This is a genomic window from Agrobacterium tumefaciens (assembly GCF_009649785.1).
Lineage (GTDB): Bacteria > Pseudomonadota > Alphaproteobacteria > Rhizobiales > Rhizobiaceae > Agrobacterium > Agrobacterium tumefaciens.
Genome location: NZ_WJOK01000007.1, coordinates 149,555 through 174,296, shown reverse-complemented (window position 1 = coordinate 174,296; position 24,742 = coordinate 149,555). Strand labels below are relative to the sequence as shown.

22 protein-coding genes are annotated in these 24,742 nt (G+C 59.7%); 15 read left to right on the top strand and 7 right to left on the bottom strand.

The genetic code is table 11. The features are described 5' to 3' along the window. Positions 1-8: 8 nt before the first annotated feature. Entirely contained in the window at positions 9-800 is a 792-nt protein-coding gene (locus GH784_RS09790; RefSeq protein ID WP_065704299.1) for an SDR family NAD(P)-dependent oxidoreductase, read from the bottom strand. A gap of 27 nt (positions 801-827) precedes the next feature. Next, positions 828-1,655, bottom strand: coding sequence for an alpha/beta fold hydrolase (locus GH784_RS09785; protein WP_065704297.1), 828 nt, complete (start codon positions 1,653-1,655; stop codon positions 828-830). A gap of 129 nt (positions 1,656-1,784) precedes the next feature. Between GH784_RS09785 and GH784_RS09780 the strand changes: the two genes are divergently transcribed. Both GH784_RS09780 and GH784_RS09775 read left to right on the top strand, forming a co-directional pair. After that, on the top strand, positions 1,785-2,771 hold the full coding sequence (locus GH784_RS09780) for a GlxA family transcriptional regulator (RefSeq protein WP_065704531.1): 987 nt from the start codon (positions 1,785-1,787) through the stop codon (positions 2,769-2,771). Positions 2,772-2,892: 121 nt separating this feature from the next. After that, complete coding sequence (locus GH784_RS09775) at positions 2,893-3,624, top strand: FadR/GntR family transcriptional regulator (RefSeq protein WP_003511162.1); 732 nt, start codon at positions 2,893-2,895, stop codon at positions 3,622-3,624. A gap of 27 nt (positions 3,625-3,651) precedes the next feature. Here the strand turns inward: GH784_RS09775 and GH784_RS09770 are convergent, their stop codons facing one another. Next, positions 3,652-4,287, bottom strand: a complete 636-nt coding sequence (locus tag GH784_RS09770; protein WP_065704529.1) for a LysE family translocator — start codon at positions 4,285-4,287, stop codon at positions 3,652-3,654. Between the two features lie 331 nt (positions 4,288-4,618). Between GH784_RS09770 and GH784_RS09760 the strand changes: the two genes are divergently transcribed. From GH784_RS09760 to GH784_RS09745, 4 genes are read left to right on the top strand one after another with little or no spacing between them, the layout of a single operon-like run. Beyond that, entirely contained in the window at positions 4,619-5,641 is a 1,023-nt protein-coding gene (locus GH784_RS09760; RefSeq protein WP_065704295.1) for an ABC transporter permease, read from the top strand. Continuing rightward, positions 5,641-6,528 carry an ABC transporter permease gene (locus GH784_RS09755; protein ID WP_003511156.1) on the top strand — a complete coding sequence of 296 codons (888 nt, stop codon included), beginning with the start codon at positions 5,641-5,643 and terminating at the stop codon, positions 6,526-6,528. The genes GH784_RS09760 and GH784_RS09755 overlap by 1 nt, the downstream gene beginning before the upstream one ends. Positions 6,529-6,532: 4 nt before the next feature. After that, on the top strand, positions 6,533-7,369 hold the full coding sequence (locus tag GH784_RS09750) for an ABC transporter ATP-binding protein (RefSeq protein ID WP_013761686.1): 837 nt from the start codon (positions 6,533-6,535) through the stop codon (positions 7,367-7,369). Then, positions 7,369-8,127, top strand: a complete 759-nt coding sequence (locus tag GH784_RS09745) for an ABC transporter ATP-binding protein (RefSeq protein ID WP_003511153.1) — start codon at positions 7,369-7,371, stop codon at positions 8,125-8,127. Before GH784_RS09750 ends, GH784_RS09745 begins: the two co-directional genes overlap by 1 nt. A gap of 282 nt (positions 8,128-8,409) precedes the next feature. Here the strand turns inward: GH784_RS09745 and GH784_RS09740 are convergent, their stop codons facing one another. From GH784_RS09740 to GH784_RS09730, 3 genes are all read right to left on the bottom strand, one after another. Continuing rightward, on the bottom strand, positions 8,410-10,008 hold the full coding sequence (locus GH784_RS09740; protein ID WP_025595510.1) for an ABC transporter substrate-binding protein: 1,599 nt from the start codon (positions 10,006-10,008) through the stop codon (positions 8,410-8,412). A gap of 78 nt (positions 10,009-10,086) precedes the next feature. Then, the gene (locus GH784_RS09735) at positions 10,087-10,716 is read right to left on the bottom strand and encodes an SGNH/GDSL hydrolase family protein (protein WP_065704292.1); all 630 of its coding nucleotides are present in this window, start codon (positions 10,714-10,716) and stop codon (positions 10,087-10,089) included. 4 nt (positions 10,717-10,720) lie between these two features. Beyond that, positions 10,721-11,869 carry a mandelate racemase family protein gene (locus tag GH784_RS09730; protein ID WP_003511150.1) on the bottom strand — a complete coding sequence of 383 codons (1,149 nt, stop codon included), beginning with the start codon at positions 11,867-11,869 and terminating at the stop codon, positions 10,721-10,723. Positions 11,870-12,254: 385 nt separating this feature from the next. Between GH784_RS09730 and GH784_RS09725 the strand changes: the two genes are divergently transcribed. Then, a complete protein-coding gene (locus tag GH784_RS09725) occupies positions 12,255-13,283 on the top strand; it encodes an LLM class flavin-dependent oxidoreductase (RefSeq protein WP_065704527.1) in 1,029 nt (342 codons plus the stop codon). A 61-nt stretch (positions 13,284-13,344) separates the two neighbouring features. On the opposite strand, the gene GH784_RS09720 is transcribed toward GH784_RS09725, so the two are convergent. Beyond that, positions 13,345-14,652 carry an NtaA/DmoA family FMN-dependent monooxygenase gene (locus tag GH784_RS09720; RefSeq protein WP_065704290.1) on the bottom strand — a complete coding sequence of 436 codons (1,308 nt, stop codon included), beginning with the start codon at positions 14,650-14,652 and terminating at the stop codon, positions 13,345-13,347. Between the two features lie 359 nt (positions 14,653-15,011). Between GH784_RS09720 and GH784_RS09715 the strand changes: the two genes are divergently transcribed. The 8 genes from GH784_RS09715 (at position 15,012) to GH784_RS09680 (ending at position 24,728) form a co-directional block, all read left to right on the top strand. Continuing rightward, positions 15,012-16,067 carry an ABC transporter substrate-binding protein gene (locus GH784_RS09715; RefSeq protein WP_065704287.1) on the top strand — a complete coding sequence of 352 codons (1,056 nt, stop codon included), beginning with the start codon at positions 15,012-15,014 and terminating at the stop codon, positions 16,065-16,067. A gap of 7 nt (positions 16,068-16,074) precedes the next feature. Then, positions 16,075-16,971, top strand: a complete 897-nt coding sequence (locus GH784_RS09710; RefSeq protein WP_065704284.1) for an NmrA family NAD(P)-binding protein — start codon at positions 16,075-16,077, stop codon at positions 16,969-16,971. Beyond that, on the top strand, positions 16,962-18,131 hold the full coding sequence (locus GH784_RS09705) for an LLM class flavin-dependent oxidoreductase (protein ID WP_065704280.1): 1,170 nt from the start codon (positions 16,962-16,964) through the stop codon (positions 18,129-18,131). The genes GH784_RS09710 and GH784_RS09705 overlap by 10 nt, the downstream gene beginning before the upstream one ends. A 93-nt stretch (positions 18,132-18,224) precedes the next feature. After that, entirely contained in the window at positions 18,225-19,424 is a 1,200-nt protein-coding gene (locus GH784_RS09700; RefSeq protein WP_065704278.1) for a M20 aminoacylase family protein, read from the top strand. Between the two features lie 34 nt (positions 19,425-19,458). Beyond that, complete coding sequence (locus GH784_RS09695; protein WP_065704276.1) at positions 19,459-21,048, top strand: ABC transporter substrate-binding protein; 1,590 nt, start codon at positions 19,459-19,461, stop codon at positions 21,046-21,048. Between the two features lie 296 nt (positions 21,049-21,344). Continuing rightward, entirely contained in the window at positions 21,345-21,683 is a 339-nt protein-coding gene (locus GH784_RS09690) for a DUF3088 domain-containing protein (RefSeq protein WP_026330699.1), read from the top strand. Between the two features lie 41 nt (positions 21,684-21,724). Continuing rightward, complete coding sequence (locus GH784_RS09685; RefSeq protein WP_065704274.1) at positions 21,725-23,320, top strand: ABC transporter substrate-binding protein; 1,596 nt, start codon at positions 21,725-21,727, stop codon at positions 23,318-23,320. Between the two features lie 55 nt (positions 23,321-23,375). Continuing rightward, positions 23,376-24,728 carry an LLM class flavin-dependent oxidoreductase gene (locus GH784_RS09680; protein WP_003511124.1) on the top strand — a complete coding sequence of 451 codons (1,353 nt, stop codon included), beginning with the start codon at positions 23,376-23,378 and terminating at the stop codon, positions 24,726-24,728. Positions 24,729-24,742: the final 14 nt, after the last annotated feature.

The following is a 24,742-nucleotide window of genomic DNA, read 5'->3' as shown; positions in this document are numbered from 1 at the left end:
GTCTCCCTCTATTCAGTTTGGGTTGCACGATACCGGCTGGCGGCATGTGCATGCGATAGATTGGGCCTCAATGCAGCGCGGGCCGCAAGAAAATTTTCAAGGTCTGCCGTATCCGGCAGGGAAGGAATGGTCAGCGTCTCGCCCAGATCAAGACCGGCCAGGGCTGCATCCACCATCTCGTGAGCATCCATGACCATGGCGGCGGGAATGGCGTCGAGACGTTCCTCTTCCCAGATGGCCGTGCGGGTGATGCCCGGCAGGACACCTTGAACCCGCACGCCGGAAGGGGAAAGCTGCGCGTGCAGCGCCTCGGTGAAGGCAAGCACAAAGGCTTTGGTCGCCGGATAAACGGCGGTAAATGCCGCCGGCATCAAGGCCGTGACCGAGGTGATATTGATGATCGTGCCCTTTCCATCTGCTGCAAGACGCGGTGCGATCGCCGCTGCAAGCCGGGTGACGGCAAGGATATTGAGATTGATCATCGTCGTGACATGGGCCGGGTCCAGTTCCGTGATAGCGCCGTCTCCGGCAATACCGGCATTGTTGACGAGACCGGTGATCCGCCGGTCCTCGCGCAGCCGTGCCTCTACCCTTTCGAGGTCTTCCGCCCGTGAAAGGTCTGCTGCCAGAACCTCGACAGCGATCTGGTGATCCTTTTCCAGCCGCTCGGCCAGCGCCTTCAGCTTTTCGGCGCGTCGCGCCACGAGGATAAGATCGTGGCCGCGTTTTGCCAGGCGCTCGGCATAAACAGCGCCAATGCCATCGGACGCGCCGGTGATGAGAAACGTATTCTGTGTCATGTCCCGTGTTTCCTTTGTCTGATGGTTTCAGGCGTTGATGAAAGCAAGAAGGTCGGCGTTGAACCGGTCCTGATGGGTCTGTGTCAGTCCATGGTCGGCGCCCTCATAGACCTTGAGGGTCGCATGTTTGACGATCTTGACCGTGGAGAGCGCCGAAGCGCCGATCGGCACGATCTGGTCGTCGTCGCCGTGCAGTACGAGCGTTGGCTTGTCGAAAGCCTTCAGGTCCTGATGGAAATCGCTTTCCGAAAAGGCGCGGATGCTGTCGAGCTGGCCCTTGAGGCCGCCCATCATGCCCTGCCGCCAGAACTCGTCGCGAATACCTTCAGAAATCACAGCACCTTCACGGTTATAGCCGTAGAAAGGAATGGTCAGATCCCTGAAGAACTGGCTGCGATTGTCGTAGGTACCCTTGCGGATGCCGTCGAAAACATCGATCGGCAGGCCGATGGCATTGCTTTCCGTCTTCAGCATCAGCGGCGGTACTGCGCCGATGAGGGCGATCCTGGCGACGCGGGCCGTACCATGGCGGCCAGTATAGCGCGTCACCTCGCCGCCGCCGGTGGAATGGCCGACGAGAATGATGTCGTGAAGATCGAGCTGTTCGATTAGCTCGGCCAGATCGTCAGCATATTGATCCATGGTGTTGTTGTGCCAGACCTGGTCGGAGCGGCCGTGGCTGCGGCGATCATGGGCGATGGTGCGGAAACCGTTATTGGCAAAGAATACCATCTGCGCGTCCCATGCATCGGCACTGAGCGGCCAGCCGTGGGAAAAGATGATGGGCTGGCCGTCTTTCGAACCCCAGTCCTTGTAGAAGATGTGCGTTCCGTCTCTGGTGACTATCGTTGTCATGGCTCTCTCTCCTGTTGCGGGTGGTTTGCTTGCGTCCCGTGGGAATAGAGATACTCTGGAGACAGCCGGGGCTGGATTGGCGCTTCTGACAGAAAACGAGCCGAAACTGACAAAACGGGGATGTGGGGCATGGCGGGTGTTGCGGGAAGTGCGCGGGAAGTCGGTCTGGTTCTCTACCGGGACTGTCAGGTCGCCATGGTGCACGGCATCACGGATCTTTTTGCCATCGCGTCGGTCTTCTCAGAGGATCGTGGTGGGCCGAAACTGCGCGTCAGCCACTGGAGCATGGGTGAGGGCGGTGAGTTTTCCCGCTGTCATGACACCGAGCCGGGCAGGCCGGGGCATCCCGATATCTTCGTCGTACCCGGCCGGCTGACCGGGCCAGCCGAAATCGACGAGGCCGGGCCCTATGCCCGCTGGCTGCTGGACCGGCATGCGCAGGGCGCGACGCTGGCCGCCAGTTGCGGCGGTTCCTTTATCGTCGCTGCGACAGGTCTTTTGGCCGGCCGCCCGGCCACGACCCACTGGCTGTTTGCAGAACGGTTTCGCGAGCGCTTTCCCGATATCCGCCTGGAGATAGACAAGATCGTCATCGAAGACGGCGATATCATCACTGCGGGTGGGCTGATGGCATGGACCGATCTTGGTCTGCGCATTGTTGACCGGCTGCTTGGGCCTTCGGTGATGATCGAGACCGGTAAATTCCTGCTGATAGACCCCTCCGGTCGGGAGCAGCGACATTACAGCAGTTTTGCGCCGCGGTTGACGCATGGCGACGAGCCGATCCTGAAGGTACAGCACTGGCTGCAGGCGCGCGCCGGGCGGGCGACCAGTGTCTCCGATATGGCCGCACATGCCGGGCTTGAGGAGCGAACCTTCCTTCGCCGCTTCAAGGCCGCCACCGGTATGAAACCTATCGAATATGTCCAGCATCTTCGTGTCGGCAAGGCGCGGGAACTGCTGGAATTCACCCGTCGTTCGGTAGACCAGATCGCCTGGTCGGTGGGATACGAGGATGCCGCTGCCTTCCGTCGTGTATTTCACCGTATTCTCGGCCTCTCGCCGGGCGAGTACAGAAACCGCTTTTCCAGCGGTTCGGCCATGGTGGCCGCCTGAGGGCAAATCCCGCTGTTGCGACATTGCCGCTTCGCAACGAGTTTGGTGCGAGAAGCGCGGCCCTTGCAATGTGGCGGGTGTTTGCTAACATGCCAGACAAGTTTAAAACAGGTGGGCCGGAATGGACGTTGAGAGCAGCACGAAGCCGGGAATATCGCTCGCGGCGAAAATCAGCTCCGCATTGCGGCGGGATTTGTCTGAAGGCGTGTTCCGTCCCGGCGACCGTCTCCCGAGTGAGAGCGCGCTGACACGCGAATATTCCGTCAGCCGCACCGTGGTACGGGAGGCCATCGCCATTCTGCGCGCGGATGGTCTCGTTGAGGCCCGCAAGGGAGCGGGCGTTTTTGCCATTGAGGTGAAGCCGGCCAAGGAAGTGCCTTTCAATGATCTCGCCGTGGGGCGGATCTCCTCGGTAATCGAACTGCTGGAATTGCGCACCGTCTTCGAAGTTGAGTCCGCCGGGCTTGCGGCATCGCGCCGTTCCGCCGTGCAGGTGGAGTCGATTGTCGATGCGCATCGGCGCGTTGGCGACTGTCTCGCCGCCGGGTTGCCGACGCGGGATGCCGATTTCGAGTTCCATCTGGCCATTGCACAGGCGACGCAGAACAGGCGATTCCCCGAGTTTCTTCAACTCATCCGCTCCGGCATCATCCCGCGTGGCGAATTACAGGGGGCGGCGCCCGGTTCCCGTCCGAAGGACTACAATCTTCATCTCCAGGAGGAGCATGCGAAGATCGTTGACGCCATCATCGAAGGCGATGCCGATGCTGCCCGCCAATATATGGCGGCGCATCTGCGCGGTAGTCTTGAGCGCTACAAGGTGCTTTTGCGCTCCCGTACAGCCGCTGAATAACTAGGAAATTTCAGCTTTCTCAGCAGGTTAAGCGCTCGCCCGTCGGTAGAAAGCCAGAGAGGCGGCAAGCGTCAAAAGTGCGCCGCCGCAAATGCGGTCGAGCCATAACGCCCCTGACTTCCGCAACAGTCTGACGGCCTGCGAGCCCAGCAGGGCATATCCGAACATGACGATGAAATCGATGCCGGCAAAAACCAGCGCAAGCACCGCATATTGCTGGATCTGCGGTGCTGCCGGATCGATGAATTGCGGCAGGAAAGCCGAAAAGAACAGATATCCCTTGGGGTTGGTCACGGCCACAAGGAAGCTTTTGAGGAAAATCGAGCGGGCGGAAGTGGCCCCGGAAGTGTCTGCCGATTGAAGAGCGCCATCGAGCGAGCCTCTGGAGCGCAAAAGCATGACGCCCAGGAAGGCGAGATAACAAACGCCGACCCATTTGACGACGCCGAACCAGAACTCCGAGGCGGCGAGCAATGCTCCCAATCCCAGTGCAACCGCGCCGATCAGGACGAAATCTGACAGCACCGCGCCGGCCATACCTGTAAAGGCGCGGCGAACCCCGAAACGCGAGCCATTCGCAAGCGCCAGCAAAACCGTCGGGCCAGGTGTGGCAATACCGATAAAGGCAACTATCGCAAATGCCAGAAGTGTCATTTCCGCCATGTCTTCCTCCCCGGTGAAGCAGGAGATATGCCGGTGCCGGACCGGCATCTCCACAGGCAGTTCGAAGCGAAGAATACAGGCTTTTGTCATCGCGGCAATATGTGTGATTCCTTTCTCCGGCAAAGCAAAGAACCGCTGGATTTCGGATGAAATCTCGGTCTTGAAAGGCAGCGTTGTTGCCTGCTTCACTCATTTTCCAAGCCTGCCGCAGGACCAATTTTATCGGCATATGCTTGACAGCTCTCCACACCTGTGACAACTTGCGAATAGTTGTCAGACAGGATTGCGCCTTTGTTATTTTGTGCAATCGACTTCTGGCAAGGGAGGAACCATGCCAAAAAGACGCCTTTCGCTGTATGGCCTGTCCGGCCAGATCGGAAGTATTGCGGTCACGCTGCTCGGATTGCTGCTGCTGACCTTTTTCATCGGCCGCCTGATGCCCGCTGATCCGGTGCGGGCCATCGTCGGCGAGGACGCGACCCGCGAAACCTATGAGCAGGTTTACCATGCGCTCGGTTTCGACCGTCCGCTCTGGCAACAATTCATCTATTATCTCGGCGATGTGTTCACCGGCGATTTCGGAACCTCGATCCGCACGGGCCAGCCCGTCATCCAGGATATCATACGCGTCATGCCGGCGACGATGGAGCTTGCGTCCTTCGCGATCCTGATCGGTGCCGGCCTCGGGATTCCCATGGGGGTTTATGCCGCCGTCAAGAAAGACCGCTGGCAGGACCATTTGGTCCGGGTGCTCAGCCTGTTCGGCCATTCCATGCCGATTTTCTGGACCGGTATGATTGCGCTGATCGTTTTTTACGCTCATCTCGGGCTTGTCGGCGGCGGTGGCCGCATGGACCAGTTCTATATCGGCCTCGTGGAGGAACGAACGGGCTTCCTGCTCATCGACAGCCTGCTGGCGGGCGATATGGAAGTCTTCTGGTCGGCCATCAATCACCTCATCCTGCCCGCCGCTCTGCTTGGTTATTCATCGTCGGCCTATATCACCCGCATGACGCGCAGCTTCATGCTCGACCAGCTGGGCCAGGAATATGTGACGACTGCGCGCGTCAAAGGCCTGTCGCAACGCCAGACGGTGTGGCTGCATGCTTTCGGCAATATCCGCGTGCAGCTCGTCACCATCATTGCCCTTGCTTACGGCTCACTGCTGGAAGGCGCTGTCCTTATCGAGACCGTCTTCGCCTGGCCGGGCTTCGGCCAATATCTCACCAGCAATCTTATCATCGGCGACATGAATGCCGTGATGACCTGCGTGCTTATCGTCGGCGTCATCTTCATCGGGCTCAATCTCCTGTCCGACATTCTGTACCGCTTTTTCGATCCGAGGACCCGCTGATGACGGCTCGTGCTGAAACTTCCTTGCGTCTTCCCGTGCCTTTGAACGCGCTGAAGAACATCATTGTCTTCCTGCTGAAAAGCCCGACATCGGCCTTCGGCCTGGTGATATTGCTGCTTCTCGTCATCGCGGCGATTTTCGCGCCCTGGCTTGCGACGCATGATCCTTACGTGCAGGATCTCGCCAAGACGCTGCAGCCGCCCGGTAACGGCCATTTCTTCGGCACGGACGAGCTTGGACGCGATATTTACAGTCGCCTTCTGTGGGGCGCGCGCATCACGCTGACCATCATCTCGCTGGTGTCGATCATTGTCGGTCCGGTCGGTCTGCTGGTCGGCACGGCCTCCGGTTATCTCGGCGGCAAGTTCGATACGGTGATGATGCGCATCACGGATATTTTCCTGTCGTTCCCGAGCCTCATCCTGTCGCTCGCCTTCGTGGCCGCGCTCGGACCCAGCCTCAACAATGCGATCATCGCGATCGCGCTCACCTCATGGCCGCCGATCGCGCGGCTCGCACGCGCCGAAGCAATGACATTCCGCAAGGCGGACTACATTGCCGCCGCAAGGCTGCAGGGTGCTTCGCCGCTGCGCATCATCATAAAATCGATCATGCCCATGTGCCTGCCTTCGGTCCTGATCCGTCTGACGCTGAATATGGCGACCGTCATTCTGACCGCCGCAGGCCTCGGCTTCCTCGGCCTTGGCGCGCAGCCGCCCCTGCCTGAATGGGGCGCGATGATCGCGACCGGACGCCGTTACATGCTCGACAGCTGGTGGCTCGTCACTTTCCCCGGCGTTGCGATCCTTTCCGTCAGCCTCGCCTTCAACCTTCTGGGTGACGGCCTGCGGGATGCGCTCGATCCGAAGCAGATGAACCGGAAATAGGGCCATGGAAAAACCAATCCTCGACGTCGAAAATCTTCGCATCCGTTATGGCGGCTCGCCCACCGAGGCCGTGCGCGGCATCTCCTTCACCCTTGGCCGGGAGCGTCTCGGCATTGTCGGCGAAAGCGGCTCGGGCAAGTCCACCGTCGGCCGGGCCTTGCTGCGCCTCCTGCCATCGGCGACGATAACGGCCGACAAGCTTGATTTTGATGGCCTCGATCTTCTGTCGCTCAGCGAGAAGGAGATGCTGAAGGTTCGCGGACGGCGCATGTCGATGATCCTTCAGGATCCAAAATTCTCCCTCAATCCCATCCGCCGTGTCGGCGATCAGGTGACGGAGACCTATCTGCGCCATTTCAAGGCGTCGAAATCGGAAGCCCGGGAAAAGGCGCTCGCCATGCTCGATGCGGTCAAAATCCGCGACGCCGCGCGCGTCTACGAGCAATATCCGCACGAGATTTCCGGTGGCATGGGCCAGCGCGTCATGATTGCGATGATGCTGCTTGCCGATCCTGATCTGGTCATTGCCGACGAGCCGACCTCTGCGCTGGATGTGACGGTGCGGCTGCAGGTTCTGAATATTCTCGATGGCCTCGTTCGGGATAGAGGCATCGGTCTCATCATGATCAGCCACGACCTCAATCTCGTGCGCAATTTCTGCGACCGGGTACTCATCATGTATGCCGGCCGGGTGGTGGAAACGCTTGCCGCGCGCGACCTCGATCAAGCGCAGCACCCCTACACGCGCGGCCTGCTCGCGGCGCAGCCGCGGATTGGCGGCACGCGTGCGCCACTTGCGGTGCTGGATCGCCGCCCCGAATGGCTGGAGGAGAAAGTATAATGGCCGTTTCCGTTGAAACCCGCGATCTCTCAATCACCTTCGGCAGCGGCCACACGGCGCTGAAAGTGCTGCCTTCGGTGTCCTTTCGCGTCGAGCCGGGCGAGTGTTTCGGTCTAGTCGGTGAAAGCGGTTCGGGCAAATCAACAGTGTTGCGCTGCGTGTCGATGCTGAATGATTTCTGGAGCGGCGAAATCCTCATCAATGGAAAGTCGGTTCGCGACATGCCGCTGATCGAGCGATGCCGCACGTTGCAGATGGTGTTTCAGGATCCCTATGGTTCACTGCATCCGCGCCAGTCGGTGCGCACCGTTCTCGGAGAATCGCTTGCCATCCATAAACTGGGCGATCGTGAAGAGCGCATGCGCAAGGTAATTACGGATGTCGGTCTGCCCGTGTCGTTCCTGGACCGCTTCCCGCATCAGCTTTCCGGCGGCCAGCGGCAGCGCGTGGCGATTGCGCGTGCGCTGATCCTTGAACCGTCGCTGCTTCTGCTCGACGAGCCGACCTCGGCGCTCGATGTTTCGGTGCAGGCCGAAATCCTCAACCTGTTGCAGCGCCTGCGCGAAGAGCGCGGCTTCACCTATATCATGGTGACGCACGATCTCGCCGTGGTCGACCACATGTGCGACCGCTTCGCCGTGATGCTGCGCGGCGAAATCACCGAAATCCTGCCGCGTGAGGCAATCGCCGGCAATGGCGCGACACATCCCTATGCGCGCGAACTGATCGGTGCCTCGCTGGAATATGAAGGCGCATGACACCTCCCAAAGCGTGATCGTCCTCCTCCGGGGCATCACGAATAATAAAATCCTCCTTCCTCGCCCGGCCTTCAGTGCCGGGCAATTTTTTTGGATGGCTACGGCGGGAGGGCGGGCCGCCAACTGCGCTTGGGCTGCTCACACAAGACCCCGGATCTCGTCCGGCGTTACGGAGTGCGGAGGCTTCGCTTGCGCCTAACACCTTGGGTGAATGGAGCTTCACTACAGCAAAAAGGCGCGGGGTTAGCCGCGCCTTTTCCTAATCGCAGATATGGCAGCCGATCACCGCTCCTTGCTCACCTCTTCAAAGCGCGAGAGCCATGGGCTGACGATCATACCCTTGATGTCGCTGCGGAAAGCGGCGGTGTCGACGACTTCGGAAAATGGCTGAATGGACATGACGATTTCGTCCATATAGGCCTGAAGGTCCTCGTAGAGCTTCGTCTGTTTCGCCACGTCGCGCTCGACAAGGGCTTCCTCGATCATCTTGTTCAGCTTTTCATCGAAGAAGCTCGTGCGCCAGCTCTGATAGTTGGTGAGCTTGGCGTCGTCCGCATTGTTCGGATTATAGGCGATGGAGCGCAGGTTGTTGTCCGGATGCGGCTGCTGACCGCCGCCGCCGCGGCCGAGAAGCAGTTCGAAGTTGCGCTCGCGCATGGCGCCGTAAATCTGGTCGCCGGAACCGCTGATCAGTTCGGCCTGGATGCCGGCCTGGGCCAGTGTGTTCTGGATGGCCGTTGCCGCTTTCATGAAGGGGTCTTCCGAGAGCACGCGCAACGTCGTCTTGAAACCGTTTGGATAACCGGCTTCAGCCAGAAGCGCCTTGGCTTTTGCGATATCGAGCTTGTAGCCCTGATCCGGCAGCGCGCCCATCACACCGGTGCTGAGAGAGCGCTGATGCAGCTTGCCGTAATAGGGCATGACCGCCTTGTCGAGACCGTCGTAGTCGATCAGGTAACGCAGGGCTTCGCGCACTTTCTTGTTCGCAAAGCGCTCGTCCTTCATCGAAACGCTGAGGTAATAAAAACCGGAGCCGGGTGTGGATTCGATGGCGATGGTCTTGTCGGCTTCGAGCGACTTCAGGTCCGGCGCCTGCAGGGAATAGGCGACATCGATATCGCCCTTTTCCAGCATCAGCCGCTGCGATTGCGATTCCGGCAGATGGCGCATCAGGACGCGCTTCATCTTGGCTTTTTCACCCCAGTAATCGTCGTTGCGGGTGAGAATGATATATTCGTTGGATTTCCACTGGGTCAGCTTGAACGGGCCGGAGCCCGCCGAATTGAGCGTCAGCCACGCGCCACCGAGATCGCCGTCCTTTTCGTTGGCAAGCGCCGTCTGGCTGTCGATGATCGAGCCGGGCCCATTCTGTGCAAGGATCATCAGCAGCAGGTTGGGATCATCAGGCTTCGGAATATTAAGCACGAAGGTCTGGTCGTTTTCGGCGACGAAAAGCTTGTCGGCATCCTCCAGCTTGAAACCGCGCGTTTTGAGGAAAGACGATTGCGCCAGATTGCGGGCGAGCAGACGTTTCAGGCTCCAAGCCACGTCCTTTGCCGTCACGGCGTTGCCCGACGCGAACTTGGCGTCGGCCCGCAGGTGGAAGCGGATCGATTTCCGATCCTCGGCGATTTCCCAACGTTCGGCAAGGCGGGGCTGGACGCTGCGGTCTTTGGGCGAAAGCACGACCAGCGTGTCGTAGATATTATTCAGAACCTGCACCGTCTCGCGGCCGGTAATGGCGGCTGGATCAAGGGTCAGGATATTGCTCATGGTCGTGGCGACGATGAGCTGGTCCTTCGGCGTTTCGGCAAAGACGCTGAGCGGCACGGCGCCGATCAGCAGTGCACCGAGGGCTGCGGTTGCAAGAAAATGTCTCATTTTTCCTCCCATACGGCCGGTTCATACGGCCTTCCACGTTTCGATCCGCGCGCCTGTTCCTCCACAGGCTTCGTGTGATCAGCCAAGAATGTCTCTGACCGGAGCGGCGAGCGCCCGGCCGATTGCGGCCGTTGCCAGCGCTTCCAGATGCACGCCATCCACTGGCGAGGCGCTGGCGACCGATCCGGCATCAAAGAAGTGATGCCCAAGTTCGGCGGCGAGTTTGTGATAGAGCGGCGCAAGCCGTAGTGATTGTCCGATATCGCGGCCGCCCGCCGGTTCTCCGGCGGGGCCCGCGACGCAGGGCGGTGGCGCGACGATCAGAAGCTTAGGCACTGCATCTCGCGGCTTGTAGATGAAGGTCTCGACGATTTGCGCCAGCCGCCGCATGCCCGAAACGGCGGCTTCCGCGCGACCGCCATTCACCGGCTTGATGTCGTTGGTGCCGAGCATGACGATGACGAGATCAAGCGGCATGTGGCACGAAAGCGCGACTTCAAGCGCCCGTGCGCCATTGCGGCAGGCCGGGCCGGCATGGTCGTCATAACAGGTGGTGCGTCCGCCAAGTCCTTCGGCATGAACCTTCGCCATTCCGGAAAGCTTTGCCTCCAGCACCTCCGGCCAGCGATGCTCAGGCCGGTGGCGGAGACCCGTTGCCGGGTCTGCGCCCCAGGTGAGGCTGTCTCCAAAGGCGAGCACGGTTTTCATAGCCTTATCTCACCCGGTTGTTGTCGATGAAATCGAAATCGATATCCTCGCCAAGGCCCGGTCGGTCGGGAACGTGAACGAACCCATCGCGGTCCATTGGGTCGGACAAAGACTTCAGATAGTCGTGGCCGTCATCATATTCGAGGAAGGGATGCAGGAGGCCGCGCTCGTACCAGCGGCAATTCTTGGTGGCGGCGACCACATGCAGGTTCATGGCCGTATTGCCATGCACCTCGCATTCCATGCCGAAGGCTTCGGCCAGATGCATGGTCTTGAGCGCCGGCGTGATGCCGCCGACGTCGTTGACGCCGGTGCGAAGAATATCGCAGGCGCCGGCCTTGATCCATTCTGCGCGGTGCCAGTGCTTGCCAGCAGCACTTTCCGGGCCGACGACGGGAATATCGAGATTGTCGGCGAGCCACTTGTAGGAGGAGAGCGACTGCTCATCCATCGGCTCTTCGATCCAGTCGAAGCCGAGCTTTTCAAGGCCACGTCCCAATGCCAGCGCATCGGTGCGGGAATACCAGTGAAAGGCGTCGATCATCAGGCGGATATCGGGCCCGACCGCTTCGCGCACGGCCGCGCAGGCCTTGAGGTCCATCTTCACATCCGGCGCCCAGCTGACGGGCGGCATCCAGGTGTGAAGCTTGATGCCCTTGTAACCGCGCTTCACCAGCGTTTCGGCAAACCGGCCGTAGTCTTCAGGCGTTGCTAGGCCGCCTTCCAGCTCGTCCCCGCACATGATCGAGCCATAGGCGAGCACCTTGTCGCGATAACCGCCGATCAACTTGTATACAGGTTGTCCGAGGCTGCGACCGGCAAGGTCCCAGAGCGCGCAGTCCACCACCGCCAGCGTGCGGTCCGTCAGCTGCGCCGCCGAGCCGCGTTGCCAGTGAGCAAGGTCCTGCCAAAGGCGTTCCCGGTCGCGATAATCCTCGCCGATCAGCACCTTCTTGACGAATTTTTCGATGACATGCGGGCGAACGATTTCCGGCGCTGTGAAGGAATGGCCTTCTTGCCCGTCTTCCGTGCGGATGGTCAGCATGGCCTGTTCCACCTGATGCGCCGGACCCGGATGTGCGTGACCGGCACTGTCCGAGTGCCGACGGGTCGTCGTGCGGAAAACACGGACCTCGACGTCGGTGATGATCATAATTCCTCCCTCATGCAGGTATCGCAGCGTTCGTGATGGCTGCAATGTCATACATGTATGCATTATTTGTCAACATGTATGATAATCTGTATTACATGTTGGGGAGGAAAATCAAGGGCATTCGCGCGGCGCTCGATACGTCGGCGTATTTAAAAGGATGGAGAGGGGACAAAGCGACCGCTCCTTGAGGATTAATCTATAATTTTAGTAGACTACTGAATCGCGCAACGATCTTTCAAAAATCGCCGGGACTATAAAAGACCATGCCGCGCCAGCGATGCCGGTCATCGTGCATTCTGCTTGGGTATGCGCGGTACAGGATGATGGCCGCACCTGCGCTGTCTGAGCTTCATCATGCCTCAACAAACATTCCCGGATGCACACCATGCCTATTTCCCATATCTCGCATTTTGCTTTTCTGGTTCCCGGCAACTATCACGATGATGATCCTGCGCAGGGGCTGGAGGAAACTCTGCAGCTTTTCGAAGCCGGCGAGGCGCTGGGTTATGATAGCGCCTGGGTCCGCCAGCGCCATCTGGAACGCGGCGTGTCCTCGGCCGCCACCTTTCTCGCGGCGGCGTCGCAGCGCACCAAGCGGATTGGCCTCGGCACCGCCGTCATTCAACTGGGTTATGAAAACCCTTTCAGGCTGGCGGAAGATCTCGCCACCGTGGATGTGCTGTCACACGGACGGTTGAATGTCGGCGTCTCTGTCGGCGCGCCGCCCTTCGCCCATCTGATTTCGGATTATGTCGATACGGCGCCCGATGCGGATTACAGCCATGCCCGCGCCGAGAAGCTCGCCAGGGCCTTGAGATCAGAACCGCTGTCCAGCGAAACGGAGGCGGGCAATGCAGCGGGCGCGCAGGTGCCGCGCCTTCGGCCCTTCGCCAAGGGGTTGACCGACCGGCTGTGGTATGGCGGCGGATCGCAGAATTCCGCTCGCTGGGCGGGGAAGGCGGGATTCAATCTGCTGACCGGCAATATCGTCAGCGGTGAAAATACCGATGATTTTCTGACGGCGCAGGCGGCCCTCGTTGCCCGGTTCCGGCAGGAATGGGCGCATGAGCGCCAGCCGCGCGTCGCCCTTGGCCGCGTGATTTTACCGACGGACAGTGCCAGCCCTTCGACACGCCGCCGTTATGCGGAGTTTGCGGCCGAGCGCGACAAGCGCACGCATACGCCGCATGGTGCGCGCCGCACGCTTTTTCTGCCTGATATTGTCGGGACGACGGATGAAATTCTGGAGAAGCTGTCGCGCGACCCCGTTCTGCCGTTTGTCTCGGAATTCCGTCTGGAACTGCCCTATGAATTCCAGCCGGAAGATTATCGCCAGATCGTGACGGATTTCGCATCTGTGCTGCCGCAGCTTTCCGGCGAAAGGCCGGTTTTGAAAGTGGCAACAGCTCAATAGTGCGTTCACAACGTCGCCATTCCTGCGCCGAGCGTGGGAATGGCGAACGAGGCGAACAGCGTCAGTTTGGTTGAGGCAGGTCGTATCTCTCGCGTATGGTCGTGCCTTCGTATTCGCGCGGATAAACGCCGCGGTCTTGCAGCACCGGCACGACTTGTTCGACGAATTCGGCGATATCGTCAGGGGCACGGGGCGGCTGCAATGTGTAGCCGTCAACCGTTCCGTCCTGCCAGAGATCGATGATGCCGTCCGCCACCTCTTCCGCTGTGCCGAGCAGCAGCCGGTGATGCCCCTCCGAGCGCCGCACGGCCTCGCGGGCGGTGAGCTTTTCATGGGTCAGCAGTTCGGAAAGGCCAAGCCCCATGCCGACAGCCCATTGCCGGTTCTGGTCGGGAATGAAGCGCTCGCCATCCAGTTTCGCATCGGGATCGAAATCGCGGGGATCGATACCGTTTTCCTTGGCGAAGCGTGCCAGAAGACCGTCTTCCGAGCCGGTTCCGCTGTAGAGTTCGTGTTTGCGCAGCGCTTCCTCGCGCGTCTCGCCGAGAATGACGACGAGGCCGGGAACGATGCGGATGCCGGAGGGATCGCGGCCGAAAGACACTGCGCGGTCACGGACCTTTTTGCCAAAGGCCTGGCCGGCGGGACGGGACAATATGTTGCAATAGATAATCTCGCCATGACGTGCCGCCAGATCGATGCCGCCCTCGGAAGCGCCCGCCTGGGCGATGACGGGGTGCCCCTGCGGTCCACGAGGGACGTTGAGCGGGCCTTTGACATGAAAATATTGCCCCTCGTGATCGATGGTCTCGGCCGTCGCCGCATCCCAGAAGCGGTCTTCCGATATCTCGCCTTCGCGGCGCGGATCCCAGCTCGACCAGAGCTTTTTCGCGACATCGAGAAATTCCGTGGCCTTGGCATATCGCTCATTGCGCGGCGGCAGCGGGTCGTTGCCGAAATTGGCGGCGACGTTCGGATTGAAGGAGGAGACGATGTTCACGATCAGCCGACCGCCCGTGACGATATCGATGGATTGCGTTCGTCTCGCAAAATTATAGGGCGAGTTATAGGTGGAGGACACGGTCGCCACGAACCCGATGTCCGGCACCTGTGCGGCAAGCGATGTGGAAAGGATGAGCGGATCGATGGTGTGAAATGGCCGGCTTGTCGGGTCGGTCAGCAATGCCGGGTGATCCGAAAGGAAAACGGCGTCGAACCGGCCTTTGTGAGCCAGTTCCGTCAGTCGCCGGTAATAGCCGATATCGTTGATATCGTGCCGGTCTCCGCTTCTGTATTTCCAGGCATTGGCGAGGTATCCGGTGGTATTGATGCCGACATTGAGATTGAGCCGGCGTTTGTTCGTGCTCATGCTGCCACTTTTTCTTTCAGGTCTGTTGGATTGCCGGCTTGCGGGTCCGGCGCAATTGCGGGGAAGCGTAACAGCCGGTGTTCCGGTCGCGAGTTAAAAATCCTTGCTGTCAGGAGAAGAAAAACTTCCGAGCCATGGCCGACGCTCCCAAGGAGAGGCTCACATCGCGTGCCGCTCTCAGCCGAAGTATCGCTCGCGAATGACGCCGTTTCCGAAAGGATATTTTACCGGAAGCACGAAGCCATGCTGATATGGAAACGAATTTCCTCAATGGCCTCTCAAATAGTACACTTTATCTATAGAAAATATTTTATGGCGTGTAGCGTGTCGTAGAGATCGCAATTGAGAGGACGAACGCCATGGCTGATGCGGCCCTTCGCCAGATAACCCACCCTGAAACCGTCTGGTACACGCGCTGCCCGGCGCCGACGCCGCTTTCCATCGCGGTGCAGCTTGGCTGGATCGAGGAGAGTTTCGCCGGCCACGGTATTACTGTGTCCTCCATTCGCGATGCGGCGGATCCGGCCATTCGCCAGAGCCATTTCGATCACCGTCTGGACTGGTCCTTCCGTCAGGGCGGCAATATTCCGCCTATCTGGGCAAAATCCGGCGGACGCCAGACGCGTCTGGTGGGGTTGACCAGGACCGACGAGTTTCAGGCGGTCATAGCGCTGCCAGCCAGTGGTATAACAAAGGGCGGCGAGCTGAAGGGCCGGCGCATCGGGCTGCCGAAACGACCGAACGAAACCATCGACTTCCAGCGCGCCACATCGCTCAAGGGCATCGTGTCGGCACTGACCGTTTCCGGCCTTTCCGTGGCGGAGGTCGAGCTGGTCGATCTCACCGCAACCGAGCCGGTGCTGCTCGGACCGCCTGACGACAGGTTCCATGGCCTGCACCGACGGCTGCCCTATGGGGAGGAGATCGCGGCACTGCATCGCGGAAAGATCGATGCGTTTTTTGTCAAAGGAGCGGAGGGCGTCACCGTCGCCAATCTCATTGGCGCGCACGTCGTCGTGTCGACCGGGTTTCACCCCGATCCGAAAATCCGCATCAATAACGGCACGCCACGTCCTTTGACCGTGGATGCCACCTTTGCCGATGAAAGGCCCGATCTCGTCGCCGACCTCGTGGCCACGGTACAGCGGGTTGCCGGCTGGGCGAATGACAATCCGGCGGAAGCGGTGCGTTTCATCGCCCGCGAGATCGGCGTCAGCGAGGAAGCGGTTATCGTCGCCAACGGGGCGGATGTGTACCGAAGCCTGAGGCTCGATCTCGATCCGGCGGAGCTGGATGCGCTCAGCCACTTCAAGGATTTCCTGCTGGAATGGAAATTCATCCCTGACGATTTCGATGTGAACGACTGGGCCGATCCGCGCGCCCTTTCTTTACTGCAACAGGCTGCGGCGAAGTGAGGGCGTCATGACAGCAACCATTCTTGTAACGGGTGCAACCGGCAAGCTCGGCCAACGCGTCGTCAGCCGCCTTTTGCAGAAAGAGGCGAAGGTTAGGGTGCTGACCCGGCGGGGTGAGGACGCGCTCAAGCTTTGGGGCGACAGGGTGGATATTTCGGAGGGTAATTTCTCCGATCCCGCCAGCCTGAAAGAGGCCTCACGCGCAACAGACACGGTGTTCCTGCTTTCCCCAATCGGTGAAACGCTGGCGGCGGACCAGAAAGCGGTCATCGATGCCGCTCTCTCCGCCAGCGTATCGCGGATCGTGAAAATATCCGGCTCCGACTGGACCATCGCCAATGCCGCACGCTCCATCTCGGGTGCCGCCCATGCCGAGGTCGAAAAACATCTGGCCGGGAGCGGCATTGCGCATACGGTGCTGCGGCCGAATGCCTGGATGCAGGTGGCGCTGGAACCCGTCGTCGCAGCACTACGCCAGGGGGAGGATGTGCCCGCCCGTTTCGGCGATGCGGCCGTTTCCTTCATTGATGCCGACGATATAGCCGATGTGGCGGTTCACGCCTTGACTGCGAGCACGTCTGTTTCCGGCGCCTTGGTGCTAACCGGCGGTGAAGCCTTGACGGCACTGGAAATCGCCCGCATCGCGGCCCGTATCCTGCATCGCCCCGTGGGGATATCGCATCATTCCGCTTCCGTTTTTCCGCCGCATATCGGAGCGTTCGAACAGACGGCGATTGGTGAATTTGGCCAACTCATCCGCGAGGGCCTCGCCGCCCCCGTCAACGACAACATCGAGCGGATTACCGGTCGGCAGCCCCGCAGCGTGGAGGCCTATTTGCGCGCCCGGCTGGCAGCGACCACCCCGCAGAGTAATCATTCCGAGGGAGAAAAGACATGGCGCTGACTGTTTCACTGCCTGAAGGTCCCGAACTGAAAAGCCCCACTGATTTCGAAGACAGCCCGCTCAGCCGCGCGGTGAAGCAGCCACTGATGCTGGGGCTGTTCCTCAATCTGCAGGACATCAACTTCTCCAGCCTGCCAACCAGCAATAGCTGGACCTTCGACTACAATGCGGAGCTGGTGAAGCGCGCGGAGGAGCTTGGTTTCGAAATCGCGTTCAGCCGCACGCAATGGCTGCCCAAGGGCGGTTATGACGGAGAATCCTCGCTCGACAGTTTCATCGCACTCGGCGCCATGGCGGCGGTCACGAAGAGTATTCTTCTAATCTCCACCATCCATGTGCTTTACGGTCCCCTGCATCCGCTTCATATCGCGAAATATGGCGCAACGCTGGATCATATCGCCAGGGGACGATGGGGCATCAACATCGTCACCGGCCACCGCGCCATCGAGCATGAAATGTTCGGCTGGCAGCGGATCGACCATGACAAGCGCTACGACATGGCGGGCGAGTTGTTCGATGTGCTGCATCGCCTGTGGGGAGAAACCGAAAACTTCTCCTACGAGGGCAAGCTTAACCCCTGGGCCATCAACAACGGCTGGATAACGCCAAAGCCCGCCTTTGGCCGCCCGCCGCTGGTGACGGCGACCGGCTCGCCGGCCGGTATCGATTTCGCCGCCCGCCATTCCGATCTGGTTTTCGTTACCTCGCCCGGCGGCGCGCATATCGATAGCGCGCTGGAAACGCTTCCCGATCATATCGCCACCATCAAGAACCGCGCCAGGGCCTATGGCCGTCATGTGAAGACGCTCATCAATCCGATCATCGTCAGCCGCGATACGGAGAGGCAAGCGATCGCCTATGCCGACGCCATCGAGGCGGGAAAACCGCAGCCCGGCACCCGTGCCTTTGCGACCAACAATTACGACAGCGACGCCCATGCCTGGCGGGGTCGCGGCGATGCACGCCAAAAGCAGGGGCGCAATCTCGGCGGCAATATCGAAATCATCGGCTCGCCGGAGCAGGTGGTCGAGCAGCTTGTCGGCTTGAAAAAGGCTGGCATCGATGGCGTGCAGCTGAATTTCTACGATTTCCGCGAAGATCTCGAATATTTCGCTGAGCGCATTCTGCCCTTGATGAAGGAGGCTGGCCTGAGGCTCTGACGCCTCTCCCGCCTCAGATTTCCAGTTCTGAAGCTTAGCACTTCGCAATCACAGAGATTGCGAGAACGATCTTTTTTGCCCTGAGGAGATACCGTGAATATTGCCGTCGATCCCGTCAAAACGCCCGCGCCGAAAGTCATAGACCGGATCGGGACCTATGTTCCCGAACTCGTCTCCATCCGCCACGATCTGCACCAGCATCCGGAAATCGGTTTCGAAGAGGTGCGCACCTCCGGCATCGTCGCCGAGAAGCTCACCTCCTGGGGCATCGAGGTGCATCGCGGTTATGGCAAGACCGGCGTGGTCGGCGTGCTGCGTGGCCGTCATGCTGGCAACCGTTCAATCGGGTTGAGGGCGGATATGGATGCCCTGCCGATGCCGGAAGAAACAGGGCTGCCTTATGCATCGGTCTATCCCGGTAAGTTCCACGGCTGCGGGCATGATGTGCACACCACCATATTGCTTGGCACCGCCCGTTATCTGGCGGAAACCCGTGATTTTGCCGGCACGGTGATTTTCATTTTCCAGCCCGCCGAGGAAGGACTGGGTGGCGCACGCGCCATGATCGCCGATGGGTTGTTCAAGGATTTCCCCGTCGATGAAATTTACGGGTTGCACAATTCCTCCCATGCAGCACCCAACCATCTGAAGGTCTCGCCCGGCACCATTCTGGCAGGCGCCGATTTCTTCGATATCCGGCTGAAGGGCAGGGGCGCGCATGCGGCTCACCCGGATGTCTCGCGTGATCCGGTGCCGGCGACGGGTGAACTCATCCAGGCATTGCAGACCATCGTCAGCCGCAATGTGCCGCCGACCGATCCGGCCGTCTTGTCGATCACCCGCATCGAGGCGGGATCTGCCTATAACGTCATCCCCGAAACGGCCTCGATTGCAGGCACGGTGCGGGCCTTCTCCGACAGCGTGCGCGAGACCATAAGGGGCCGAATCCGCACGATTTCCGATCACATTGCCGCCGCTTACGGGCTCACCGCCGAGGTGGATATTCGCGACATATTCTCGGTTCTGACCAATGATGACGCATCGGTGGAGATTGTGGCCGGGGTGGCGCGCGAAGTTCTCGGAGACGAGCGCGTTTCCACCGAGCCCAGCCGCTTCATGGGCAGCGAGGATTTCGCCGACCTCCTGAAACATGCGTCCGGTGCGTTTTTCACCCTCGGTCATTCCGGCACCGTGCCAGCCCATAATCCCGGTTTCATTGTCGACGATGCCATCCTGCCGGTCGGCGCCACCTTGTTTGCCCGGCTGGTCGAAACCCGGCTGAAGCCTGCCTGAAAATTTGAAAACAAGCCTGCAAGAGGAAACATCCATGGATATTACAAGACGTAAGACATTGCTTTTGAGTGCTGCGCTAGGTGCGGCCATGCTGCTGCCATCCGTGCCGGTGCTGGCGGCAGAAACGCCGAAAAAGGGTGGTATTGTCACCCTTGCGGGTCTCGGTGAGCCGACGACGCTTGTGCCGCTTTCCGATTCCAATACGCGAACGCGCGCGATTTCCAGCAAGATCCTGGAAGGGTTGGTACGCTTCGACAGCGAGTTCAAGCCGCATCCGGTTCTCGCCGAAAGCTGGGAAACCTCCACCGACGGGCTGCGCTACACCTTCAAGCTGCGCAAGGGCGTCAAATGGCATGATGGCAAGGATTTCACCGCACAGGATGTGAAATTTTCCCTGCTTGCCTTCAAGAAGGTGGGCCCACGCGGCCGTATCACTTTCGCCAATGTTGCTGATATCGAAACGCCCGATCCGCTGACGGCGGTAGTGGTGCTTTCCAAACCTGCGCCTTATCTTCTGAGGGCGCTGACTGGTGGCGAAACGCCCATTTTGCCGGCCCATGCCTATGCTTCGGAAAACTACAATGAGAGTCCGAACGGCAACGCGCCCGTTGGCACTGGCCCCTTTGTGTTTGAGGAATGGAAACGCGGCAGCTATGTGAAGCTCAGGAAGAACCCGAACTACTGGCAGGCCGATCTTCCCTATCTAGATGGCTTCGTGGCGAGGTTCGTCGCTGACGCGGCCTCCACCACCATCTCGGTGGAAACGGGCGAGGCGGATTATACCGCCGATGTCTCCTACAGCGATCTGGAGCGTTTGCGGCAGAATCCCAAGCTTTCGGTGGAGGTCTATACCGACTCCTATCTCAATAACGCCGCCATATTCGAGTTCAATCTGGAGAACCCGATCCTCGCGAAAAAGGAGGTGCGGCACGCGCTGGCACATGCCATCGACCGCAATTTCATCAACGACGCGATCTTTTTCGGCACGGCGAAACCCGCCGGTTCGAACATTCCAGCGGTATTCACCGCCTATAATGACGAGAAGCCCTTTACCTATCCCTTCGATCTGGCCAAAGCGAATGAGCTGCTGGACAAGGCGGGGTATCCGAGGGGTGCGGATGGCACGCGTTTTTCGCTGCGGCTGGCCTTCCTGCCCTCCGACGTTTTCCGCAAAACCTCCGAATATCTACGCTCGTCCTTCGGCAAGCTCGGCGTGAAGGTGGATATCGTCGAAGGCGATCTCGCGACCTTCATCAAGCGCGTCTATACGGAGCGCGGTTTTGACCTGACGGTGAACGGCATCAGCCGGTTGTTTGATCCGACAGCGGGCGTGCAGCGGCTCTACTGGTCCGATGGCATCAAGAAACCCGCGCCATACGTCAATGCCGCCCACTACAACAATCCCAGGGTGGATGATCTTTTCCGCGCCGCTGCGATTGAAGTGGATGAAACGAAACGGGCGGGGCAGTTCCACGATATCCAGAAAATCACCGGTGACGAATTGCCGAATTTCTCTATCGTCGCCCTGCCGACCGTCATTCTGCGCAACACCAGCCTGCAGTCTCTCGTCACCACCATCGACATTGCCTATGGCGATCTGTCGACGGCCTGGAAGAACGAGTGAGCGTTTTGCATATGGCAATAAAAAACCCGGCAATTTTGCCGGGTTTTTTATTGCTGAAAACGGCCCTCCGGCCTTTTTTCACTATCGCGGGATAACGGCGTTTTCGGGAAAAACGTTGCCTTTGGAACAGGCCGGCAGGAACGGTGATGCCAATTATCGGAACTCTAAAAAAATCAATTTCTTCAATAATTTAGGGCGAAGGAATTCTTCGTTTTGCGGGAAGAATAGCTTTCTGGACCTCTGATTTCTCTGCCTGCACTGTGTCCATGAAATCTCACCCGCACACGATGGATGCCATGGCCAAGGATACGCTTTTTTTGATCGCCCCCGGTTTTGAAGACCCCAAGCACCCCGGTGTCCGGTTCGTCTGCCCGCATTGTAACCAGATCGAAGGCCTGCTTGCCGCCTTTCCGGACCTTGCCGCCGGGATCGATATCCACCGGGTCGGTTTTCAGCGTCCGCGCGAAGCGGTCATCGCCGTCGTGGGTGAGGAAAACCAGTCGTTGCCGCTGTTCGTCTTTACCGGCGATGCACCAGCCGATGCGACGACCAAAGGCGACACGCACTTCATTCAGGACACGAAACGCATTTTGCAAATCCTCGCCGAGCGTCACGGGTTTCCGCAACTGCACTGAGATGCCGCACCCCGCACATCGGATTTTTATCGGAGATAGACATGACCTTTTCCAGACGCCAGTTTCATAAAATTGCACTCGCCGCCGGCGCTTTCGTGGCGCTTCCAGGTGGTTCTTTCGCTGCTGCTGAAGAGCCGGTTTCGGGCGGCACGCTCAAGATCGTCTATTTTCCCGAGCCGACGCAGCTCGTGGCAATCAATACCAGTGCGGGCGGTCCGCAGTTCATTGGCTCGAAGATTTACGACGGGCTTTTGACGTACGATTACGAACTTTCGCCCAAGCCGAGCCTTGCCAAAGAATGGAGCGTTTCCGCCGACGGGCTGGAATATGTCTTTCATCTGCAGCCGAATGCGAAGTTCCATGACGGCAAGCCGGTGACATCGGCGGATGTGGAGTTCTCGATCCTGCGGCTGAAGGAAGCCCATCCGCGCGGCCGGGCGACTTTCTCGCATGTTGAAAGCGTCGATACTTCCGATCCGCTGGTCGCGAAGGTGAAGCTTTCCAAGCCGGCGCCGGGATTGATAACCGCGCTCGCCTCGTCGGAATCGCCTGTTGTGCCAAAGCACATCTTCGAGACCTTCAAGCCGACTGACAATCCAAAACCCGCCCAGATCATCGGCAGCGGCCCCTTCGTCCTGAAGGAATGGGTGCCGGGCAGCCATATTCTTCTGGAAAAGAATGCCGACTACTGGGACGCGTCAGGTCCTTATCTCGACCGCGTCGTCATTCGCCTCATCAATGATGCGGGCGCTCGCGCGGCGGCGCTGGAAACCGGAGAGGGCGACATTGGCCCGAACCCGGTGGCGCTTGCCGATCTGGAACGACTGAAATCCATCCCGACGCTGAAGGTGGATGACCGCATCTACGCCTATGCCGGCCAGCAGAACCAGCTCGTCATCAACCTTGAGAACGAATATCTCAAGGAATTGAAGGTGAGGCAGGCTATTGCCCACGCGATCGACGTTCCGGCGCTGATCGATACCGTGCTTTACGGTTACGCCGTGCCATCGCCCACGCCGATCAGCCCCGGCCTTGCGAAGTTCCACAATCCGGATATCGGTTTTGCCAAATTCGACGTCGCGCTGGCGGAAAAGCTGCTGGATGAGGCGGGCTTTCCGCGCAAGGATGGCGGCAAGCGCTTCAAGCTCAGGGTCACCACCAACCCGTTCAACCCGCAGACCTATTCGGATTTCATAGCGCAGGCGCTTTCCAAGATCGGCATCGAGGCGGATATCCAGAAATTCGATTTCGGCACCTATGTGAAGGTCGTTTATACCGATCGCGCCTGGGACCTTTCAGTCGAATCCCTCTCCAATACCTTCGATCCGACGGCCGGCGTGCAGCGTGTCTACTGGAGCAAGAACTTCAAGATCGGCCTGCCGTTCTCAAACGCCAGCCACTACGCCAATCCGGAAGTGGACCGGCTGCTGGAAGCGGCCGCGGTGGAGCCGGATATCGAAAAGCGCGCAGCCTTCTTCAAGGAGTTTCAGGCCGTCGTCGCCAAGGATCTTCCCGTCATCAATCTCGTTTCGCCAATCCAGCCGGTCGTCGGCAGCGTCCGCATCAAGGATTACGCGACAGGGGCGGAGGGGCTCAGCGGCAATCTCGCCAAAGCGTGGGTGACGAAGGAGGCGTAAGCGCATCCTCACCTCTCGTTTAAAGCCGCGTCAAAGTTGAAAAGGGTTCATCGCCATGAGCAGAAAATCCGAGAAGCTGGTCCTCAATGCGTTCATCTATCCGGGTGGGCACCATGAAGCAGCCTGGCGCCACCCCGAGTCGGAGCCACTGCGCGTCACGGATATAAGGCTCTACCAGGATATCGCCCGCAAGGCCGAGGCGGCAAAGCTGGATGCCATTTTCTTTGCCGATGCGCCGGTGCTGGACGCCAATATCCGCTATGCCGCCCGGCACCGGCTGGAACCGATCACCATGCTGGCGGCCTTGGCGGCCGTCACCGAAAAGATCGGCTTCATTGCGACGGCCTCCACCACCTATTACGAGCCTTACAATCTAGCGCGGCTGTTCGCCTCGGTCGATCATATCAGCGGCGGCCGGGTCGGCTGGAACATCGTGACGACCTCGGCCGATGCGGCGGCCGGAAACTTCAATCTCCAGCAGCATCCGCCGCATGCCGACCGTTACCGGCAGGCGACTGAGTTCGTCGATGTGGTGACGAAGCTCTGGGACAGCTGGGAAGACGATGCCATCGTCGCCGACAAGGAGAGCGGTCTTTTCGCCGATACCGACCGCATCCATCCTGCCAATCACGAGGGCGAGTTCTACCGGGTGCGGGGCGCGCTCAACCTGCCACGCTCGCCGCAGGGCAGGCCGGTCTATGTGCAGGCCGGCTCTTCGGAGGACGGTCGTGGCTTTGCTGCCCGTTATGCCGAGGCAATCTTTACCGCGCATCAAACTCTGGAGAGTGCGCGGTCTTTTTATTCCGACATAAAGAGGCGCGTGGCGGCCACGGGGCGCAATCCCGCCCATGTGAAAATCCTGCCGGGGATCAGCCCCTTCATCGCCTCCACCGAAGAGGAGGCGCGAAAGCTCGAGGCGAGTTTCAACGATCTCATCCAGCCGGCCTTTTCGCTTGGGCAGTTGCAGCGCATTACAGGCATTGATCTCTCATCGGCCGATCTCGATCAGCCGTTGCCGAAGGAGGCGGTGGAAGCGACGCGTGCGCAGGCGGACAGCAGCCGGCATCAGCTGGTTCTCGATGTCATCGACCGGGAAAATCCGACGATCCGGCAATTGCTGCACCGGCTTGCCGGCGGGCGCGGCCACAAGGTGATTTCGGGAACCCCGGAACAGGTGGCAGACTGGATAGAGACCTGGTTCCGTGAAGGTGCTGCCGACGGCTTCAACATCATGCCGCCATGGCTGAATGGCGGGTTCGATATTTTCGTGGACGAGGTCGTGCCGATCCTCAAACAGCGCGGGCTGTTCCGCGAGGACTACGAGGGCGACACGCTGCGTGATCATTACGGCCTGCCCCGGCCGGAAAACATCCATACGACCAGGGAGTTGCAAAGGGAACGCGCCTGATGTGGGACGGGCGT

What these genes read in the sequence shown, in the direction of transcription:
- GH784_RS09790 (WP_065704299.1), bottom strand. Translation starts at nt 800, where the DNA reads ATGACACAGAATACGTTTCTCATCACCGGCGCGTCCGATGGCATTGGC.
- GH784_RS09785 (WP_065704297.1), bottom strand. Translation starts at nt 1,655, where the DNA reads ATGACAACGATAGTCACCAGAGACGGAACGCACATCTTCTACAAGGAC.
- GH784_RS09780 (WP_065704531.1), top strand. Translation starts at nt 1,785, where the DNA reads ATGGCGGGTGTTGCGGGAAGTGCGCGGGAAGTCGGTCTGGTTCTCTAC.
- GH784_RS09775 (WP_003511162.1), top strand. Translation starts at nt 2,893, where the DNA reads ATGGACGTTGAGAGCAGCACGAAGCCGGGAATATCGCTCGCGGCGAAA.
- GH784_RS09770 (WP_065704529.1), bottom strand. Translation starts at nt 4,287, where the DNA reads ATGGCGGAAATGACACTTCTGGCATTTGCGATAGTTGCCTTTATCGGT.
- GH784_RS09760 (WP_065704295.1), top strand. Translation starts at nt 4,619, where the DNA reads ATGCCAAAAAGACGCCTTTCGCTGTATGGCCTGTCCGGCCAGATCGGA.
- GH784_RS09755 (WP_003511156.1), top strand. Translation starts at nt 5,641, where the DNA reads ATGACGGCTCGTGCTGAAACTTCCTTGCGTCTTCCCGTGCCTTTGAAC.
- GH784_RS09750 (WP_013761686.1), top strand. Translation starts at nt 6,533, where the DNA reads ATGGAAAAACCAATCCTCGACGTCGAAAATCTTCGCATCCGTTATGGC.
- GH784_RS09745 (WP_003511153.1), top strand. Translation starts at nt 7,369, where the DNA reads ATGGCCGTTTCCGTTGAAACCCGCGATCTCTCAATCACCTTCGGCAGC.
- GH784_RS09740 (WP_025595510.1), bottom strand. Translation starts at nt 10,008, where the DNA reads ATGAGACATTTTCTTGCAACCGCAGCCCTCGGTGCACTGCTGATCGGC.
- GH784_RS09735 (WP_065704292.1), bottom strand. Translation starts at nt 10,716, where the DNA reads ATGAAAACCGTGCTCGCCTTTGGAGACAGCCTCACCTGGGGCGCAGAC.
- GH784_RS09730 (WP_003511150.1), bottom strand. Translation starts at nt 11,869, where the DNA reads ATGATCATCACCGACGTCGAGGTCCGTGTTTTCCGCACGACGACCCGT.
- GH784_RS09725 (WP_065704527.1), top strand. Translation starts at nt 12,255, where the DNA reads ATGCCTATTTCCCATATCTCGCATTTTGCTTTTCTGGTTCCCGGCAAC.
- GH784_RS09720 (WP_065704290.1), bottom strand. Translation starts at nt 14,652, where the DNA reads ATGAGCACGAACAAACGCCGGCTCAATCTCAATGTCGGCATCAATACC.
- GH784_RS09715 (WP_065704287.1), top strand. Translation starts at nt 15,012, where the DNA reads ATGGCTGATGCGGCCCTTCGCCAGATAACCCACCCTGAAACCGTCTGG.
- GH784_RS09710 (WP_065704284.1), top strand. Translation starts at nt 16,075, where the DNA reads ATGACAGCAACCATTCTTGTAACGGGTGCAACCGGCAAGCTCGGCCAA.
- GH784_RS09705 (WP_065704280.1), top strand. Translation starts at nt 16,962, where the DNA reads ATGGCGCTGACTGTTTCACTGCCTGAAGGTCCCGAACTGAAAAGCCCC.
- GH784_RS09695 (WP_065704276.1), top strand. Translation starts at nt 19,459, where the DNA reads ATGGATATTACAAGACGTAAGACATTGCTTTTGAGTGCTGCGCTAGGT.
- GH784_RS09690 (WP_026330699.1), top strand. Translation starts at nt 21,345, where the DNA reads ATGGCCAAGGATACGCTTTTTTTGATCGCCCCCGGTTTTGAAGACCCC.
- GH784_RS09685 (WP_065704274.1), top strand. Translation starts at nt 21,725, where the DNA reads ATGACCTTTTCCAGACGCCAGTTTCATAAAATTGCACTCGCCGCCGGC.
- GH784_RS09680 (WP_003511124.1), top strand. Translation starts at nt 23,376, where the DNA reads ATGAGCAGAAAATCCGAGAAGCTGGTCCTCAATGCGTTCATCTATCCG.